The sequence below is a fragment of the Streptomyces sp. NPDC006923 genome, from assembly GCF_040635655.1.
Classification (GTDB): domain Bacteria; phylum Actinomycetota; class Actinomycetes; order Streptomycetales; family Streptomycetaceae; genus Streptomyces.
Window position 1 is genome coordinate 173,617 of the sequence record NZ_JBEYIF010000003.1, and the last position, 14,574, is coordinate 188,190.

The 14,574-nt window shown below is 68.9% G+C and carries 12 protein-coding genes and 3 pseudogenes; 3 read left to right on the forward strand and 12 right to left on the reverse strand.

Annotation, left to right across the window (positions count from 1 at the left end; genetic code table 11):
- Positions 1-138: 138 nt before the first annotated feature.
- The 6 genes and pseudogenes from ABZ707_RS06775 to ABZ707_RS06800 all read right to left on the reverse strand — a co-directional run.
- Complete coding sequence (locus ABZ707_RS06775) at positions 139-1,392, reverse strand: MFS transporter (protein ID WP_360168918.1); 1,254 nt, start codon at positions 1,390-1,392, stop codon at positions 139-141.
- Positions 1,393-1,623: 231 nt separating this feature from the next.
- A complete protein-coding gene (locus ABZ707_RS06780; protein WP_360169868.1) occupies positions 1,624-1,965 on the reverse strand; it encodes a GNAT family N-acetyltransferase in 342 nt (113 codons plus the stop codon).
- 21 nt (positions 1,966-1,986) lie between these two features.
- A pseudogene (locus tag ABZ707_RS06785) lies at positions 1,987-2,955 on the reverse strand (pirin family protein); the annotation flags it as partial.
- Positions 2,956-3,300: 345 nt separating this feature from the next.
- The gene (locus tag ABZ707_RS06790) at positions 3,301-4,173 is read right to left on the reverse strand and encodes an alpha/beta hydrolase (RefSeq protein ID WP_360168921.1); all 873 of its coding nucleotides are present in this window, start codon (positions 4,171-4,173) and stop codon (positions 3,301-3,303) included.
- A 332-nt stretch (positions 4,174-4,505) separates the two neighbouring features.
- Positions 4,506-6,248, reverse strand: a complete 1,743-nt coding sequence (locus ABZ707_RS06795; RefSeq protein WP_360169871.1) for an ATP-binding protein — start codon at positions 6,246-6,248, stop codon at positions 4,506-4,508.
- Positions 6,249-6,338: 90 nt separating this feature from the next.
- Positions 6,339-6,539, reverse strand: a pseudogene (locus ABZ707_RS06800) (helix-turn-helix transcriptional regulator); the annotation flags it as partial.
- 646 nt (positions 6,540-7,185) lie between these two features.
- Here ABZ707_RS06800 and ABZ707_RS06805 point away from each other — a divergent pair.
- Positions 7,186-8,166: a helix-turn-helix domain-containing protein gene (locus tag ABZ707_RS06805; RefSeq protein ID WP_360168924.1), complete on the forward strand. Its 981-nt coding sequence runs from the start codon at positions 7,186-7,188 to the stop codon at positions 8,164-8,166.
- Between the two features lie 407 nt (positions 8,167-8,573).
- Here ABZ707_RS06805 and ABZ707_RS06810 read toward each other — a convergent pair whose 3' ends face one another.
- From ABZ707_RS06810 to ABZ707_RS06830, 5 genes and pseudogenes are all read right to left on the reverse strand, one after another.
- Positions 8,574-9,410, reverse strand: a complete 837-nt coding sequence (locus ABZ707_RS06810; RefSeq protein ID WP_360168927.1) for an alpha/beta hydrolase — start codon at positions 9,408-9,410, stop codon at positions 8,574-8,576.
- 232 nt (positions 9,411-9,642) lie between these two features.
- A pseudogene (locus tag ABZ707_RS06815) lies at positions 9,643-9,759 on the reverse strand (DNA starvation/stationary phase protection protein); the annotation flags it as partial.
- A gap of 7 nt (positions 9,760-9,766) precedes the next feature.
- The gene (locus tag ABZ707_RS06820) at positions 9,767-10,738 is read right to left on the reverse strand and encodes an alpha/beta hydrolase (RefSeq protein ID WP_360168930.1); all 972 of its coding nucleotides are present in this window, start codon (positions 10,736-10,738) and stop codon (positions 9,767-9,769) included.
- A 327-nt stretch (positions 10,739-11,065) separates the two neighbouring features.
- On the reverse strand, positions 11,066-11,914 hold the full coding sequence (locus ABZ707_RS06825; protein WP_360168932.1) for an NAD(P)H-binding protein: 849 nt from the start codon (positions 11,912-11,914) through the stop codon (positions 11,066-11,068).
- Positions 11,911-12,333, reverse strand: coding sequence for a nuclear transport factor 2 family protein (locus ABZ707_RS06830; RefSeq protein WP_360168935.1), 423 nt, complete (start codon positions 12,331-12,333; stop codon positions 11,911-11,913). The genes ABZ707_RS06825 and ABZ707_RS06830 overlap by 4 nt, the downstream gene beginning before the upstream one ends.
- Before the next feature lie 87 nt (positions 12,334-12,420).
- Between ABZ707_RS06830 and ABZ707_RS06835 the strand changes: the two genes are divergently transcribed.
- Entirely contained in the window at positions 12,421-13,059 is a 639-nt protein-coding gene (locus ABZ707_RS06835) for a TetR/AcrR family transcriptional regulator (RefSeq protein ID WP_360168938.1), read from the forward strand.
- A gap of 93 nt (positions 13,060-13,152) precedes the next feature.
- Here ABZ707_RS06835 and ABZ707_RS06840 read toward each other — a convergent pair whose 3' ends face one another.
- On the reverse strand, positions 13,153-13,893 hold the full coding sequence (locus tag ABZ707_RS06840; RefSeq protein WP_360168941.1) for an SDR family oxidoreductase: 741 nt from the start codon (positions 13,891-13,893) through the stop codon (positions 13,153-13,155).
- Between the two features lie 79 nt (positions 13,894-13,972).
- On the opposite strand from ABZ707_RS06840, the gene ABZ707_RS06845 reads away from it, so the two are divergent.
- Positions 13,973-14,527, forward strand: coding sequence for a helix-turn-helix domain-containing protein (locus ABZ707_RS06845; protein ID WP_360168944.1), 555 nt, complete (start codon positions 13,973-13,975; stop codon positions 14,525-14,527).
- Positions 14,528-14,574: the final 47 nt, after the last annotated feature.

Sequence of the window (14,574 nt, forward strand, 5' to 3'; positions counted from 1 at the left end):
CGGGGGCTGTGCGTCGTCAACATCCTGCCAGTCGCTCAAGGCTTGCACATCGCGCGTATCCGCCCAGGGGCGTCCCGTCATCCGTGGTGACGCGCAGCAGCAGTCGGCCTCTCCGCCAGGGAGAGGCCGACGACTGCGTCACTGTGACTGAGTGTCCTCTGTGCTCGGTTCCGCGGCGGCCCGCTGTCGGCGCTCGGTGGTCCAGTAGACCAGGGCGAGGAGGGGGAGGGCGGCACCGAGGGCGGTGATGGCTGTCCAGCCCCCGGCGTTGTAGACGACGGAACCGAGCTGGGAGCCGATCGCGCCGCCGATGAAGAATATTGCGATGAAGGCGCTGTTCAGACGGGCGCGGGCAGCAGGGTCGAGCTGGTAGACGGTGTGCTGGCCCAGGACGAGGGTGGTCTGTACGGCCACGTCGATCAGGATCGCGCCGAGGGCGATCAGGACCACACTGTGACCGCCGAAACCGGCGACCGCGAAGGCCAGGGCCGCGACCACGAAGGCGTACCCGGTCATGGGGCGTACGAGTCCCCGGTCCGCCCAGCGCCCGGCGAAGGGTGCGATGGCCGCTCCAGCCGCGCCGACGAGGGCGAAGACGCCGACCCCTACCTGTGAGTAGTGGAAACGGGGGCCGGTCAGCACAAAGGAGACAGTGGTCCAGAAGGCGCTGAAGGCGGCGAACATCGCGGCCTGGTAGAGGCCGCGGCGCAGCAGCGCCGGGTGTGTGCGAACCAGCCGGACCGTCGAGCGCAACACGTGGTGATAGGGGATGGCGGTGGTCGGCGCGTGCTGCGGCAGGGCCAGGCGCAGGGCGACGGCGAGCAGGGCCATGAGCACGGCGGAGCCGAGGAACACAGCGCGCCAGTCGGCGAGGTCGGAGACCAGGCTGCTCAGGGTGCGGGAGAGCAGGATGCCGGTGAGCAGGCCGCTCATCACCCGGCCGACGATGCGGCCCCGGGCGTGGTCGGGGGCGAGACTGGCGGCGAAGGGGACCAATATCTGCGCGACGACCGAGGTCGCACCGCTGACCAGCGAGGCGATCAGCAGCATGGGGAAACTGGTGGCGAGTCCCGCCGCCACGAGGGCGAGGGTCGTGATCGTCAGCAGGACGGTGATCAGATTGCGTTTCTCCAGCCGGTCGCCGAGTGGGACCAGGAAGACCATGCCGATCACATAGCCGACCTGGGTCACTGTGATCAGCGCACCGACGGTGGCCGTGCTGGTGTGGAAGACACCGCTCAGTGAGGACAGCAGGGGCTGGGCGTAGTACAGGTTGGCGACCGTCATTCCGGAGGCGACGGCCAGGAGCGCGACCAGCCAGCCCGGCACACCGTGCGGAGCCTCGGCGGTCGCGGCCCGTTGCGGAGCCCGGACGTCGGGTGATGCGGACATGTGCACCTTCTTGACGGGTGAGCCGGTGAACTGGCTCGGACGGAAGCGCTGTGCGGTGGCCGGCATCCTCTTCGATGCCGTCACGTACCCGTAAGCGTCGGCCGGGCCCCGGATGCTTCCTCGCCAGGTGCGATGGTTCGGGATATCAGTCATCTCCATCGGAGATGGCCACAGGCGCGGAGCACGCCGGGCGCGGCTTCGGCGGCGTCGCGAAGTCGGCGACGCGGGCGGTCACTGGGGCAGCACGGTCCTCAGCCACTCCAGGACTTCGGGAGTCACGGGGTCGGTGATGTCGGCGAACTCGCCGTGCTTCTCAAGGAACTTCGCCACGTAGGGGCAGACCGGCACGATGCGCTTCCCGGAGGTACGTACGTCGGTCAAGGCATGCTGGACGAGAAGCGGGGCCAGCCCCCGACCGGCGAAGGCGTCACTGATCTCGGTGTGGTAAAAAACCCGCTGTTCATCGCGGTCGCGGTACGCGGTGAAGCCGGCGGTTTCACCGTCAACCAGGACCTCGTACTGATGCCTGGCGTCGGCTCGCTCGACGGTGGGGGCAGCGGCGTCCTGTGTCATGGTGTGCCTCTCAGTGGGTTCCGGGTTGTTGCGCGGCGCGATGGCGGCATTCGGCAGGGCGGGCGCGGGAAGACGGGCGCCGTCGTAACCACCGACACTGCCGAAGCGGTCGGACGCGTTCTCCCAGGCTTCTCTGGCCTCGACGATGTCCTGGTGGGTGCGGCCGATGAAGTTCCACCACATGACGATCTGTTCCTCGAACGGTGTCCCGCCGAGCAGTACCGCCCGAGCCGGTTCGTGCCCCTCGTTCGCCAGCGTCAGGGTGGTGTGTCCCACGCCGAGGTAGCCCAGTTCCGCCGGCCGCAGGAGGGTGCCGGCCATGCGGACATGCCCATGATCGACGAGAAGACCGTACTCGAAGGAGGGATCTGCCGGGATCGTTGTCGTCGAGCGCGGATCGAGGACGAGTTCGGCGCCGAGCAGTGGTGTGAAGGTCCGTACCGGAGAAGTCTCACCGGCGAGGGATCCCAGGAACACTCTGATGTCCGCCCCGCCCAGCCGGACCGGACTCGGGACATGGTGCCGGAAGTCACGGGCGGTGTGCCGGTGTTCCTCGGGCAGAGCCACCCACAACTGGACGCCGTGCAGGATCGTGGTACGGGTGGTGGAGACTTCCGAATGGCTGATGCCGTACCCGCCGGTCATCAGGTTCAGCTCACCGGGCCGCACCAGCGCGTGGCTGCCCATGCTGTCGCGGTGCTCGATCTCCCCGCTGAACAGCCAGCTCACGGTCTGCAGGCCGGTGTGCGGATGGGGAGCGACGTCCATGCCGCCGGTGTCGGCGACATTGTCGGGCCCGTAGTGGTCGGCGAAACACCAGGCTCCGATCAGCGTGCGAGCGCGCTGCGGCAGTGTGCGCCGTACCGTCATCGCTCTGGGCCCGCCCAGGGGGACGTGCCGCGCGGTCAGCACGTCGACCTGCGGCGCGCTCTGACTCCGGCCCGCGGCACCACGCCGCGGTGCGGCGGGATCCACTTCGGTGCTGCTCATCGCAAGCCCTTTCACATCCGAGGATGATTTCACGTTCAATAATTCCGCTCGACGGCGAGGTGCCGGTGAACGGCACCGATCCTGTCCGCTGTGCGGCCAGGATCGGTGCGCTGATGAGCAATTCTGCTTCGTCAGGGCGAGGTTGGCTGGGGCAGCGTCCAAGGGCTGTCCTGTGTCATGCTCCACACCCTCCGCGAAGCCCACGCCGCCCAGGCGGCGATCACCCTGGCCGTCACCACCTCGCGCACCGCGCCGCACGCCCCCAGCCACCAGCACCGGCGCCGGGCCGCCCGTACGGGCAGCCCGGCGCCGGGGCCTCGGGGACGCCTCCGTGACGACGAGGCGTCAGCGGACGGCCGAGGCCGCGTCGACGATGACATCGGTCACCGCGTTCGGCTTGGTGACCAGGGACAGGTGACCGGCGTCGACCTTGGTGATGTGTGATTTCGCGCGCTTGGCCATGGAGAGCTGCTCGGCGGGCGGGATGACGTGGTCCGCCGTTCCGACGACGGCCCAGGACGGGATCGACTTCCAGGCGGGAGCCCCGGAGGGCTCCGAGCCGGCACTGACCGCGAAGGGCCGCTGGCCGGCGGCGAGGAGCCGCGCCTGGCCGGCCGGGACCCCGTTGGCGAAGCAGCCGTCGAAGCCCTGGTAATCGGCGTTGGGCGCGACCTTGAGGTAGGCGTCGTAGTCGCCCGAGGGCGAGTCCGGGTACGCCACCAGGTTCAGGAACGTCGACGGGTCGCCGCCGACGCATGAGCCCGGCTGGGCAGCGTTGATCTGGAAGACCGTCTCTCCCCGCTCAGGTATGTAGGCGTTGTCGTAGACCAGCGCCTTGACGTTGCTGTTGTGGGTCGCGGCGTTGGTGATGACCATGCCGCCGTAGGAGTGTCCGACCAGGACGACCGGGCCGGGAATGGTCGCCACGAAATTGGACAGGGTCTGCGCGTCGTAGGAGACGCCGCGCAGAGGGTTCGGCGGGGCGTAGACGGTGTAACCGTCGTGCTGAAGGCGCTCGGTGACCGCGTTCCAGCTCGACGCGTCGGCCCAGGCCCCGTGTACCAGCACGATCGTCGGTCTGGGGCTGTGGTGCTGGGCGGGAGCGGCCGCCTGCGCGGTGACCTGGGCGCTTGTAGCCAGTGCGGCGGTGGCGGCCAGAATGCCTGAGGCAGCGAGCAGACGTGTCTTTCGAGCCCGCATGGTCTGGGCTGTTTTCATGGTGAATCCTTTGTCGCCCTGAAAGGGCTTCTGGTGGTGTCCATCCACAACGCATGGACAGCTTGTGGGGTCGAACCGGGACATGAATGGCAGTCGCCCACTGATCGAGTGAAGGGCCGGCGGGACCGGCTGATCGGGGTGACGGCATGCGTCGCGGTGCTGGTGAGCTTGGGGAAGGCGGGGACGGCCGGACCGCGGGGCCTCTGCCGTCCGGTGCGCCATGAAGTGCCGTACGGCGATATCGACGATAGACGGGCCTTTGGGTGCCTTCTGGAAGGAGAGCGCACACACGCAGTCCTGTGAGTGCACTGTCTGTCGGTATGGGCTGGAAGTCACCTCATGCGACGCGCGGTTCGCGGAACGCGGTCGCGGTTGGCGGGATCGGCGAGAGCGTCCATGACCCCCTGGTAGGTCTGGATGGCTGCGGCCGCGCGTCCGTCCCCGTCCAGTGTGAGCACGGCCGCGTTGGACGCCTGGAGGTATCCGATGACGTCGTCGGCCCGGGCGAACAGCTCCATGGAACGGAGAACGTGGTCAGCGGCGGGCGACACCTCACCAACCGCGTTGTGCAGCCAGCCGAGACAGCTGTGGGCCCACGCCTGCTGGACGACGTCCCCACGGACCCTGGCCAGGTCGAGTGCGCGGGTGGCGGCGGTGACCGCCTCGCCATGGCGGCGTTCGCAGGCCCAGTATGCCCAGGCCAGATAACCTCGGTGGGTGGCTTCGAGCGAGGCATCGCCGAGTGAGGCGCCGGCCTGGGCGGCGCGTTCGTACATCTCGACCCAGTGGCCTGCCGGCACCCAGCTCTGGGAGGTCCAGTGCACGGCTTCCGCGACTTCGGTCACTCTGGCGTGCTCGCCGATCTCGGCGGCCTGGCGGAATGCCGACAGCCAGTTGTCGCTCTCCGCCTTGAGCCAGTGCAGTGCCTGCTCACGGCTGTCCAGCGCGACCGGCGGGCTCGGGTCCGGCGGCGGCGCACCGTGGTCGGGCTCGTACCAGCGGCCGGCGACAACGGCGGTCTCCAGCAGCCAGGCACGCAGTCGGGAAGCGAACTCGGCCGACTCCTGCTCGCTCTCCTCCATCCGGTGCCGGGACCTGGCGTACAGCCGCAGCAGGTCGTGGAACCGGTAGCGGCCCCGGGGGGCGGTCATCAGCAGTCCCGCCTCCAGCAGCTCCTCCAGCAGACCTTCGGCGTCGGGCAGCGACGCGTCCGCGAGGACAGCCGCCAGCGGCAGGCTGAAATCGCCCCCCGGCACCAGCGACAACAGCCGGAACATCCGGGCGGCGCCCGGGGCGAGACGCGTGTAGGACAGGGAGAACGCCGAGTTGACACGCAGGTCGCCGGCGCTGAGCACGTCCAGCCTGTGGTCCTCGTCGGCGAGGCGGTCGGCGAGCCGCCGCAGACTCCAATTCGTCCGGGTGGCCGCCCAGTTGGCGGCCACCCGCAGAGCCAGGGGGAGGTGACCGCACAACTCGGTGACCGAGCGTGCGGCTGCGGGTTCCGCGTCCACGCGTCCGTCGCTGACGATGGCACGCAGCATGGAGGTGGACTCCTGCTCGGTCATGGGACCGACCTCCACGCGGTGCACTCCCTCCAGGCCGGCGAGGGTGCGTCGACTGGTCACCACCACCAGCACCCGCCCCTCGCGCGGCAACAGGGGCCGGACCTGCGCCTCACTGGCGGCGTTGTCCAGGATCAGGATCGCGCCCACCCCGGCCGCGGTCGCCTGGTAGAGCTCCAGACGCTCCTCGGCGTTCTGCTCTGCCACCTCGACGTCCCATGCGCCCAGCAGGCGCAGCACCGCGTCGTCCGCCGACAGCGGTTGTTCTTCCAGACCCCGCAGGTCCAGCAGGAACCGGCCGCCCGGAAAGGAGGTCGCGAATTCCTCGGCGAGCCGGACCGCCAGGGTCGTCTTCCCGCTGCCCGGTGCGCCGAACACCACCACCGGCGGTGCGGCGCCACGCGTCCCCCGCTTCCCGGGCGCTGTCTCCTCGGCCGTGCGCTGTGCCAGGGCGCGCAGCGCGGTCAGTTCCGAGTGCCGCCCAACAAAGTCCCTGATGCCTCTGGGCACCATGGAGGGGGAGGTTTTGACGGGCAAGGGAGCTTGTTCGGCAGGCTGAGCCGCCCGGGCCGCGGCAAGCAGGCCATTGTGCGCCGCTTCGTCCAACCGCAGCCCCTGCGCCAGCGCGGTGACCGTTCCCCGGTGAGGACGCAGGCTCCGCCCGCGCTCCATGTCGCCTATCGCGCGCCCCGAAACACCCGATGCCTCTGCCAGCGATTCCATCGTCAACCCACGGCTCTGCCGCAATTCCCGCAGCAGCCGACCGAATGACGACCCGCCCGGGGCGCCCGCCGCCTCATTCACCGTCGGTCTCCGGCGGCCGCGTTTCCGCTGCCGCGGTTCTCACCGGTGATCGGCTCGATCCCCATCGTTCCTCCGTCTCCCCGGCCGCATCCGGGCGCCACAGGCCCAGATGGAACGGGACGTACTCGCGACGGCCGAAATACCGGCTCATCGCTTGTGCAGCATACGGCCTTCCGTTTGGGAGACCGAAAGCGCCGACGGCATTGCACTGCGGGAACAGATTCGGTGCACTCGGAGACAAGTAACGCCGATTGTCGGGCCCGTGGTGATCTCGGATACAGGCCATATGGACCGAGATCGGATCACGACCTGGGACGGTGATCCCGCTCACCACGCCAAAGGCGCCGGGCCCGGTCGTCTTGTCTGTGCCTGCCAGCCGTTTGTCCCCTCAGCGCACAGCGTCCCGCACGTCCCGAACGGCCGCCGGAGCACCAGGCCCTTGCCCCAGCACGCCGGACGGCCCGTGCCGCACCGCGCAGGCTGAATGTGCCGCCCTTGGACTGTCCGGTACACGCATGGCGCGCAGGGCGCCCGCAGCCAATTCTTCCTGCGATTCTTCCTGGTCCGTGCGGCCCCCATGCAGTTTTCTGGTGACGTACGGCCCCGGCTCCTGGTGCCGTCGATCACCTGCCCAGGAAGGTATCCGGTGACCATAGTCGTTTCCACCGCTCCCCTACCCGTACCGGAACGAAGAGAACTCTGGCACGAGGCGGTCTCACGCGCCTTCGTGCCGCTCGACGTCAATCTTCTGGAGAAGGAGCCGTCGCCCGGAACAATTTCCAGCCAGCGCCTTGGCCCCCTGCAGATCTCCACTGTCGAGGCGGGGCCGCAAGTGGTGACACGCAGCAAACGCAAGATCTCCCAGGACGGCAAGGAGTGTCTTATCGTCAGCCTCCAGGAGCGGGGCGCCTCGATAAAGGAGCAGGACGGGCGAGAGGCCCTGATAAATCCCGGAGAATTCTCGATCTCGGATTCCTCGCGCCTGTTCAGAAAAAAATGTCTGGACGAATTTCGTTTCGTCTCGTTTCATTTTCCTCGTGAAGCTCTTCGCGTGCGGGAAGATGATCTTCGGGCGCTGACCGCGACGGCCTTCAGCGGCACAGAGGGAGTCGCCGCACTGGTGGCGACCTACTTCGCGCGTATGGCGCGGGAGGCGGCCAATTTCGACGACATCGTCGGCCGTCAGGTCGCCACCACCGCGCTTGAGATGCTGGCCATGCTGGTCGACGAGCGGCGCGGTCGCTTCACCTTTGAGACACCGGAGACGGCCTCGGCGGCGCTCCTGCGGGTGAAGGACTACATCTTGCGCAATCTTTCCGATCCCGACCTGTCACCGCCGGGGATCGCCGCCGCGCATTTCATCTCGGTTCGCTATGTGCACAAGCTCTTCCAGCTGGAAGGAGTCACGCTGGGCGGGTGGATTCGGACTCAGCGCCTGGAGCGATGCCGCCAGGATCTCCTGCGGCCCCGGGCGAGGGAGCTCGGGGTGGCGGCCATCGCGCGACGTTGGGGTTTTGTGAGCGCCAGCCACTTCAGCCGGGTCTTTCGCGCGGCTTACGGTATGACACCCCGGGACTGGCAGGTGCACGGCCTGTTCGGGGAAGACCGCACCGCTCCGGGCGCCTGAGGCCGCCCGGCCGGAAGGTGCTCCGGCGATCCGGAGGGGTTCACGGCCCCGCGGCGACCTGGTGTCGGCCAGGAGGCAGTCGCGCGGGCGGGACACTCCGGAGAACACACCGCGGCCGGCAGAAGGCCGCACCACCACCCCCGAGCGCGGTGAGGCGTCGCACACGACGACCGCTGCCTCACCGCTCGCGCGGAACGACCGTCGTACTGCCGGCCGGCCACAGGTCCGCCGAGTCCCCCAGCGGATTCCGGCCGCCGCCAGGAAGCCCGTATCCCTTGGCGCACACGGCGCGGATACGTCACCGCCACCGCACAGCGGGCCACCAGGCCGGCGTGTCCGGTGCCGGTTTCGGTGTGCCTGCCGTCCGGTGGCGGCAGCCAAGCAGTGTCAACGCCTCCTGAGCCGGGTCACTTCGCCAGGAAGGCGAGCAGCGCCGCGTTGACTTCCTCCGCGTGAGTCCACAGCAGGCCGTGCGGCGCGCCCTCGACCTCCACGTAGTCGGCGGAGGGGAGCGCCTTGTGGAACAGGCGCGCGGTTCCCTCGGCGGGCAGGATCCGGTCGGCCGTGCCGTGCAGAATCAGAGCCGGCACATCGATGGACGGGATGTCGGCCCGGAAGTCCGTGTACCAGGTCGACGGCGCGGCAGCGGCTGCGAAGAATCCGCCGGCCGCCGCGGCGTTCCAACTGCTGCGGACCGCTTCCTCGCTGATCCTTGTACCGAGGTTCTCGTCAAGGTTGTAGAAGTTCTTGAAGAAGTCGGTGTAGAACGCATAGCGGTCTGCCTTGACGGCCGCGACAACACCGTCGAAGAACTCCTTCGGCGCGACCCCCTCCGGATTGTCATCGGTCTTGAGCAGGTACGGCTCCAGTGATCCCAGGAACGCGACCTTGGAGACCCGCGCCGAGCCGTGGGCGGACACGTATCGGGCGACCTCACCGGTGCCCATCGAGAACCCGACCAGGACGGCGTCCCGCAGGTCGAGTGTCTCCATGACGGTGTTCAGATCGGCCGCGAAGGTGTCGTAGTCATAGCCGGTGGTCGGCCGGCTGGACTGCCCGAAACCGCGGCGATCGTAAGTGATCACGCGATAGCCGGCGTCGAGCAGTGCGGCGCTCTGCCGCTCCCAGGAATGTCCGTCGAGCGGGAAGCCGTGGATCAGGACAATCGGCTGCCCTGTTCCATGGTCCTCGTAGTAGAGGCTGATGGTGGTGGAGTTCTCCGAACCCACTGCGATGTACGGCATGACCTTCTCCTTCGTCCGGGGAATGTGGTGCGTGCTGCGCTCCCTTGCCCTGCCGGTGCGGGAATGCGCTCCATGAAGCCCGTCGGCATGTCCCGGCTCGGTGTGGTCGGCTCGGGGGGCGCGGCAACGGAAGAGCGGACGGTGGTCCGTCCGCGGAATTGCTCTCTGATGGCTGTCGAGGCGCGGGAAACAGGTCGGACCACCGTTCGCGGCCTCGCGGTCGCGTTCCTTCTCAGGAACGGACCAGGGGGGTGTCGACCACGTGCTCCGCCAGGGACCACGCCTGGGGCTCGCCGGTCCTGATCACCTGTGAGACCAGCAGGTCGTTGGTGCCGTCGTCACCCGACTCGCCGGCATCAGGCTGAGTGAAGCGCGTTGCGCAGGGTGGTGACCGCCATCGTGATGGCGGCCTCCGCGGCGTGGGTCCCACGCAGGGCGTTCAGCATCACGAAGTCGTGGATGATGCCCTGGAAGCGCACGGCGGTGACCGGGACACAGGCCTCGCGGAGCTTGTTCGCGTATGCCTCGCCCTCGTCGCGCAGCACGTCGGCCTCGCCGGTGATGACCAGCGCCGGCGGCAGACCCGTCAGTTGCTCGGTGGTGGCGCGCAGCGGGGACGCGGTGATCTCCGCGCGCTGGCCTTCGTCGGTGGTGTACTGGTCCCAGAACCACCGCATGCCGTCGCGGCGCAGGAAGTAACCCTCGGCGAACTGGCGGTACGAACCGGTGTCGAAGCTCGCGTCGGTGACGGGGTAGAACAGCACCTGCTGGACCAGCGGAATGCCGCCGCGCTCCTTGGCCATCAGCGTCAGCGCGGCGGTCATGTTGCCGCCCACGGAGTCGCCGGCCACGGCCAGCCGAGAGCCGTCCAGGCCCTTGCTGCCGCCCTGCTTCACGACCCACTCGGCGACCGTGAAGTTCTGTTCGATCGCGACCGGGTACCGGACTTCGGGCGAGAGATCGTACTCGGGAAACACCACGGCGGCGTCGGCGCCGACGGCAAGTTCACGGACCAGACGGTCATGGGTGTGTGCGTTGCCGAAGACCCAGCCCGCGCCGTGGATGTAGAGGATCACCGGCAGCGGGTCCTCGGCGCCGACGGGCCTGACGATGCGAACCCGTATGCTCCCCGTGGGACCGCCCGAGACGGTGATCCACTCCTCGTCGACCGCAGGCTTGCGGATCTCGCCGGACTGCACCTCGTCGACAGCCTTCCGCCCCTCCGCCGGGGCGAGGTCGAACAGATACGGCGGGTTGGCCGTCGCCTTCGCGAAGGCACGTGCCGCTGGTTCCAGCACAGGCTGGACCGGCTCCACAGCATCAGACATGTGAATCTCCTCAGGGCGTTGTCGCAATACACCGGTGTTTCCGGCCGGATGACCCGGATCACGCGCAAGCGCCCCGGTGCCGCTGCTCGCCACGCTAAATGCTGTGAGCGGAGGGAACTGCTCGCGGGCGCACCACAGCTGTTCCCCCAGCGCACCGAGCGGCGGCCGGGCCCCGGCCGGCGATGGCGCGGTGGGCCAGCGAGCCGATCTTCGTGGACCGGCCCCGGACCTCTGGCGCGGTGCGTCGCAGGCGAAGGATCGTTCTCCTGCTGGACGTACGGAGATTGCGCGGGGTCTCGAACCGGAGCCGCCGGCTGTCCTGGAACATCAGTTGCCGTATCGCGTCTCCCTCTGGAGAAGGGCGCGGAAGGTGTGTGCGGGCCGGCCGGTGAGGCGCTGAACGGTGTCGGTGACGCGGTTCTCAGCCCCCTCGGCGATGGCGCGGTCCATGTCGGCCAGCATCGCGGCGAACTCCACCGGTAGCAGCGCCGCGAGGCGATCGCGCAGGTGCTCGTGGGACAGACGGTGGTGGACCACGGGCCGGCCGGTGACCTCGGTGATGATCGTGGCGATGTCGTCGTGGCTGAGTGCCTCCGGTCCGGTGAGGACGAGATCGGTGTTGGGGGCGTGGTCGTCGGTCAGGGCGTGGACGGCGACGGCCGCGATGTCCTCGGCGTCGACAAAGCCGACCCGGCCGCTCCCGGTCGCGGTCCGGATGACGCCGTCGTCACGGATGCTCACGGCATGCGCGTGGGTGCCGGTGAAATTCTGCATGAACCACGAGGGCCTCAACACCGCCCACTCTTCAAACAATGCGGGCAGGGCCTGGTGCTCCGCTCCCACCGCCGGGCCGCCCTCGGGGATGGCCGAGGAGCTGAGGAGCACCGCGCGGCGCAGGCCCGCTGCGCGGGCCCGGCGGAGGAACGGCAGCATGACCGCCGCCGGGTCGGAGTCGCCCGGGGGCGGTATGAGGTAGACACGGTCGGCTCCGTCGAGGGCGGCAGCGTGGGTGGCGGGGGCGTACCAGTCGAAGGAGACCGGCTGGGTGCCGGGGACCGGGGTGGCGTGACGGCCGGCGGCCCTGACGCGGTGGCCGGCGGCTGTGAGCTGTGCGGCGGTGCGGCTGCCGGTGGTGCCGGTCGCGCCGATGACCAGAGTGGTGCCGGTGGTTGTCATCGGCCGCTCCCGGCGAAGTCGGTGCCGGGTTCGAGAGCGAGGGGGTTCCAGTAGTCGCGGTAGGAGGTGATGCGCCCGTCCCGAACGGTTACGACAGCGATGTAGGTCATGTCAAAGGGGCTGTCGGTCCGCGTCAGGCGGCCGACGCCACGCATCTCGACCACGATGGTCTCCGGATCGGTGGTCTGGTGGATCAGCAGGGCGGGGAAGCCCTGCAGATCGATGTGGTCGGGGTAGTGGCGCATATAGGCGGCGACGGCCTCCTTGCCCTCCAGACGCCGGGGCCATCCGTCGGGGGCGAAGGGGAACTCCATCACGCCGTCCTCGGCCCACAGGCCGACCCAGCCAGGAATGTTCTTGTCCAGCAGCAGCCGCAGGCTGTGGCGGTAGAGATCCGCCGGAGAAGTCGGTGCGGACATGGGTATCCTCCATCCATAGAATCCGGACTCCAGGTCCGTTTTCACGATACGGACCCAGGGTCCGTTTTTCAATGGGAGGAGAGCAGCGTGTCCGAGCGCAAGCCCCGCAAGGACGCCGCCCGTAATCGGGAGGCCGTCCTCGCGGCCGCCGACGCCCTCTTCGCCCGTCGTGAGAGCGCCGAAGACATCACCATGGCCGACATCGCGGCAGAGGCCGGCGTCGGCAAGGGCACGCTCTTCCGGGCTTTCGGCGACCGCCCGGGGCTGCTCCGCGCGCTGTACGAGGCGCGGCTCGAACCGGTCAGGGAGGCCGTCGAGGCCGGCCCGCCGCCCTTGGGGCCCGCCACCGCACCCCAGCAGCGCGTACCCGCCCTGCTCGACGCCGTCCTGTGTTTCAAACTCGACAACCGCCGCCTCACGCTTGCCTTTGAGGAAAGCGGTGGCAGCAGTCCGTACCGGGCGGAGCACTACGAACGATGGCACGGCCTGCTCCGAGACGTGCTGGAGCAGATCCCCGGTCTGGCCGACAGTGACTTCGCCGCCCACGCGCTGCTCGCCGCCACCCGGGCCGACCTCGTCGAGTACCTGGCCGGACAAAAGGGCGTGCCGCGCGAAAGAATGCGTGCGCAATTGGCGGACTTCACCGCCGGATTCCTGGCCTCCGGTCCCTCCCGGGGATCCGCCGGACCGGCATCCGTGCCCGGATCGCGGGGAGTGCGGCCCTGAGGGACGCCGACTTCGGGCTGTAGGTCACGGGCCCCGGAACGGGCCCGCCGACGGCCGGTGGCGACGCGAGTCCATGACCGGCCAACTGCGGTGTCAGCCCTGCGTGGTGGGGCGGATCGTGATGTCACCGATCTCTACATCGTCCGGTTGTTCGATGGCGAAAGCGATGGTGCGTGCGACCGCGGCGGGATCGATGGCGAACTCACGCATGCCGCGCTCAACCGAGGCGCGGGTGTCCGGGTCGTCGATCGAGGTTGCGAGTTCGGTACGCACATAGCCGGGCGAGACGGACGTGGTGCGAATGATGCCGTCGGTCGATTCCTGGCGCAGCCCCTCCATCAGGGTGCGCACGGCGTTTTTTGTGGCGGCGTAGACGCCCTGTGTGGGGACGATCTTCAGTCCGGACGTCGAAACGGTCGTCACGAAGTGGCCGCGACCCTGGTCGCGGAAAACGGGCAGCGCGGCGGCTATGCCGTACAGGACACCGCGGAGGTTGACGTCGATCATGGCTGACCAGCCGTCGACATCGATGCCGGTCATGGGGCCGATCTTGCTGATGCCGGCATTGCTGACCAGCACGTCGAGTCGGCCGTACTCGGTGACGGCGTGGTTCACGAGGCGGTCGAGGTCTTCGCGGCGGGTGACGTCGGTGACGCAGGCCGACGCGTGGCCCCCGCGCTCGCGGATACGGGAGACCAGTGCTGCGAGCCGGTCCTCGCGGCGGGCCGCGAGGAGAACAGTGGCGCCCTGTGCGGCCAGCAGCTCCGCGGTGGCCGCGCCGATGCCGCTCGCCGCTCCCGTGATCGCCACGATTTTGCCGTCGATGCCTGTCATACGAAAATCTCCTCGGTAAGCGGACACGTGTCCGCCTATCAGTGTACGGACACGTGTCCGGTTGCTGGAGAATGGGGGCATGAACGAGTCGCAGCGTCGTGCGGACGCGGCAGTGAACCGGGAGCGGATCATCGCGGCCGCGCGGGAGGTCGTGTCGGGAGCCGGGGAATTCAAGCTCAACGCGATAGCCAAGCGGGCGGGAGTGGGGCAAGGCACGCTGTACCGCCATTTCCCCACCCGCGTGGACCTGCTGGCCGAGGTGTACCGGCAGGACGTGCTCGCTCTGACCGCGCTCGCCGGCGAGCTGCTGGAACGGCACCGGCCGGCCGAGGCGCTGGCCCGCTGGCTGGACCGCGTGGTCGACTACGCGCGGATCAAGCGTGGGGTGCTCGCGGCGGTCGAGGCCGATGTACGGACGGAACTGACGGACCGCAGCCATGGACCGATCGGCGGGGCGTTGACGACACTGCTGGATGCGGGCAAGGCCGACGGCACCATCCGCTCCGACGTGGACGCGCAGGGGGTGATCATCCTGATTGGCTTCCTGTCCCGGCTCGAGGAGCCGGAGTGGGAGGCAAGGGCGCGGCCCCTGCTGAACGTCGTGCTCAGCGGAGTCCTCAGACGTGATGAATAGGTACGGGCAGGACCGGTCGCGTCACGCTTCCCGGCGGCCCGGGACCG

Coding starts and splice junctions, on each gene's coding strand:
- ABZ707_RS06840 (WP_360168941.1), bottom strand. CDS start 13,893: ATGACAGGCATCGACGGCAAAATCGTGGCGATCACGGGAGCGGCGAGC.
- ABZ707_RS06845 (WP_360168944.1), top strand. CDS start 13,973: ATGAACGAGTCGCAGCGTCGTGCGGACGCGGCAGTGAACCGGGAGCGG.
- ABZ707_RS06795 (WP_360169871.1), bottom strand. CDS start 6,248: ATGGTGCCCAGAGGCATCAGGGACTTTGTTGGGCGGCACTCGGAACTG.
- ABZ707_RS06780 (WP_360169868.1), bottom strand. CDS start 1,965: ATGACACAGGACGCCGCTGCCCCCACCGTCGAGCGAGCCGACGCCAGG.
- ABZ707_RS06830 (WP_360168935.1), bottom strand. CDS start 12,333: ATGTCCGCACCGACTTCTCCGGCGGATCTCTACCGCCACAGCCTGCGG.
- ABZ707_RS06810 (WP_360168927.1), bottom strand. CDS start 9,410: ATGCCGTACATCGCAGTGGGTTCGGAGAACTCCACCACCATCAGCCTC.
- ABZ707_RS06820 (WP_360168930.1), bottom strand. CDS start 10,738: ATGTCTGATGCTGTGGAGCCGGTCCAGCCTGTGCTGGAACCAGCGGCA.
- ABZ707_RS06825 (WP_360168932.1), bottom strand. CDS start 11,914: ATGACAACCACCGGCACCACTCTGGTCATCGGCGCGACCGGCACCACC.
- ABZ707_RS06790 (WP_360168921.1), bottom strand. CDS start 4,173: ATGAAAACAGCCCAGACCATGCGGGCTCGAAAGACACGTCTGCTCGCT.
- ABZ707_RS06775 (WP_360168918.1), bottom strand. CDS start 1,392: ATGTCCGCATCACCCGACGTCCGGGCTCCGCAACGGGCCGCGACCGCC.